This window comes from Stenotrophomonas sp. SMYL20 (assembly GCF_036320045.1).
Lineage (GTDB): Bacteria > Pseudomonadota > Gammaproteobacteria > Xanthomonadales > Xanthomonadaceae > Stenotrophomonas > Stenotrophomonas maltophilia_A.
This window is the reverse complement of sequence record NZ_JAWIRT010000028.1, coordinates 1-2,917: the sequence shown is the minus strand read 5'-3', so window position 1 is coordinate 2,917 and position 2,917 is coordinate 1. Positions and strand designations below refer to the sequence as shown.

The 2,917-nt window shown below is 69.2% G+C and carries 1 protein-coding gene; it reads right to left on the bottom strand.

Features of this window, described 5'->3' with window-relative positions:
• Positions 1-94 precede the first annotated feature (94 nt).
• A complete protein-coding gene (locus V3B48_RS18100) occupies positions 95-2,617 on the bottom strand; it encodes a sulfite reductase flavoprotein subunit alpha (RefSeq protein ID WP_164081271.1) in 2,523 nt (840 codons plus the stop codon).
• Positions 2,618-2,917: the final 300 nt, after the last annotated feature.

Sequence of the window (2,917 nt, the reverse complement as noted above, 5' to 3'; positions counted from 1 at the left end):
GCGGGCGGGGGCGTGACCCCGCTGGGTTTGGGCCGGCCGGGGGCCGGCACCGTCGATGATCCTGCCGGCCAGCGGCCGGCACTACCCTTGTGGCTCAGTACACGTCGCGCCGGTAGCGCCCGGTCTCCAGCAGCGTTTCCACAACCTCATCGCCCAGCGCAGCGCGCAGCACCTGGTCCACGCCTTCGGCCATGCCCTGCAGCGAGCCGCAGACATGAATCACCGCACCACGCTGCATCCATTCGCGCAGCGCATCGGTGGCGGCATGCAGGCAATCCTGCACGTAACCACCTTCGCCATCGCGCGAGAACGCCAGGTCCACCCGCGCGAGATGGCCATCGGCCTGCCACGCTTCGATCTCGTCGGCGAACAGGAAGTCGTGCGCGCGCTGGCGCTCACCGAACAGCAGCCAGTGCCCGTGCTCGCCTGCATGGGCAGCTTCGCGCAACAAGCTGCGCAGACCCGCGATGCCGGTGCCATTGCCGATCAGCACCATCGGCACACCGCCAATGCGATGGAAACCGGGGTTGCGATGCACACGGGCCACGATGCTGGCTCCGACCGGGGCATGCAGCGCCAGCCAGCCCGAGCCCAGCCCGGCTCGACCCGACAGGTCATGCACCAGGCGCACCACCAGTTCCACCACTTCATCACTCGTGGAGGAGGCGATGGAGTATTCGCGTCCGGGCAGCGTTGGCAATCCGGACAGCCACAGGCAGGCATCCTGCACCGCCAGCGCGGCGTCGGCCTCGGGCAGCTCGCGTTCACTGGCCAGCGCCAGCAGGGTGCGTGGGTGGCCGTCCACCAGCAGCGGCTGCAGCGGATCCAACCCATGTGCCTTCAACACGGCGTTGGCGTGCCGTGCGTTGTGCCGGGGCGCGATATGCAGGATGTCGCCCGCCTGCCACTGCACGTCGGCCGGTGGCGCAAGACGGATGCGCCAGATAGCACCACCGATGCTGCCCGGATTGAGCCGGTCGCGGCCGAGCAGCCGCCACTCATGCATCTGCGTGGCCGCCGGCAGCACGCTGTCATCGGTGACGATGCCGGTCAGCGCGCCCAGCTGCAGCTGCCATTGGCGCAAGGCCGCTACCGAGGCGGCATCGACTTCGATGCGGTCGAACAACGGGCGCGCGCCGTTGCCGAGCAGCCAGCCATCAACCTGGCGACCGAAGCCGCAGTAGTGCGGGTACTGTCGGTCACCCAGCGCCAGCAGTCCAAACTGCAGGCCTGACAGGTCGAGTGTCTGTGCCATCAGCCGTCGTGCAGCGCCTCGCGCCGCATCCGGTGGCTCGCCGTCGCCGAAGGTGCTCAGTACCCACAGCACCTGCGCGGTGCGTGCCAGCTGCGTGGCATCGACGCGGGCCAGTGGCAGCACCTGCACCGCATGACCGGACGCCTGCAGCTGCGCGGCGGCGCGCCATGCCAGTTGTTCTCCCAGTCCACTCTGGCTGGCATGCACCACCAGCCACGGCGTACCACCGCCATCGGCAGGCGTTGCTGGCAGCGACTGGCGCAGGTCACGCGCGGCGCGCTGGCTGCGGCGGCGGTCCAGGTAGAGCATCCAGCCGGTGATGAAGAACAGGCTCATGCCCAGGCTGCTGAGCATCACCACCACGCGCCCGGGCACGCCGAAGTAGCTGCCCGAGTGCAGCGCGAACACGCTGGTGGCCAGCTGCGCGCCGGCGCCCTGGCGCGCGTAGGGGCGGGCATCGAGCGTGGCCCCCGTGCCTGGGTCCAGCTGCAGCAGATCATGCGCGCGGTCATGCTGGCCGCCGCGCTGCGACGGATCACCGGCCATCACCCGCACGTTCAGTGCCTGCCCCGGCTTCTCCGGCAGGCGCAGGTCGATGTAGCCGGTGCGCACGCCGGGCAGTGCGTACAGCGTGGCTTCGATGCGTTCCAGGTTCAGGGCGGCGTCGGTGGCGACCTTGTGCTTGGCGGCCGGTGCGACGCCCAGCAGGGTGTTGGCGGCACTGCGATACCAGTCGAACGACCACCAGAGGCCGGTCAGCGCACTCATCAGGTAGATCAGCAGCACCCAGGTGCCGACCACCGAGTGCAGGCTCCACAGGAAGCCACGGCCGCTGCGTTTCCATTCCACCGCCAGCCAGCTGCGCCAGTGCCACCAGCGCCGCGGCCAGCGCAGGTAGAGCCCGGACAGGGTGAAGAACAGCAGCGCGATGGCACAACTGCCGGTGATCCATTTGCCGCGCTCGCCGGCGGCGAGGTGGCGATGCAGGTCCTCGACGAAATCGAAGAACGCCTGCCCGCGCAGGGCGCTGAAGCGCTCGCCGGTGTACGGATCGAAGTAGACCCAGTGTTCCTTGCCACCGGCGAAGCGCGCCACCGAGGGCCGTTGCCCGGTGGCATCCACGCGCAGGCGTTGCAGGGGGCGATCACTGCCGGCCTGCAGCAGCGGCACCAGTTCGCTGAGTTCAAGCGGAAGCTGGCCGTCGGCATGGTGCTCGGCGATCTCGGCGAAGCCGGGATTGGCCGCCCGCAGCAGTTCATCCTCGAAGGACAGCACGGCGCCGCTGAGGCCCATCACGGCCAGCACGGCGCCGGCGGTGATGCCCAGCAGCCAGTGCAGTTGGAACAGGACGTTCTTGAACATCGAAGGAGGAGGGCCTGGAAGGCTGCCGCCCGCATCCTGCGCAACAGCAAATGAGAATTAGTCGCGGAATTCTCCGTGGCGCCCCGGCTGCGGTCAAGCAGGGGATATCGGCCGGGCGGCGCCCGGCACCCGCGGTAGTGCCGGCCGCTGGCCGGCAACCTCAGAAGCAACAGCCGAAGCAACAGCGGGTTTCCTGTGAGGAGGCGGGGTGGGTCCGGTTGCGGGGGACGGCGTGAATACGTCCATGTAGCCTCGGTCGCGCCATCCATGGCGCTCACGCCCCCTCAACCGGACCCACCC

What these genes read in the sequence shown, in the direction of transcription:
- V3B48_RS18100 (WP_164081271.1), bottom strand. Translation starts at nt 2,617, where the DNA reads ATGTTCAAGAACGTCCTGTTCCAACTGCACTGGCTGCTGGGCATCACC.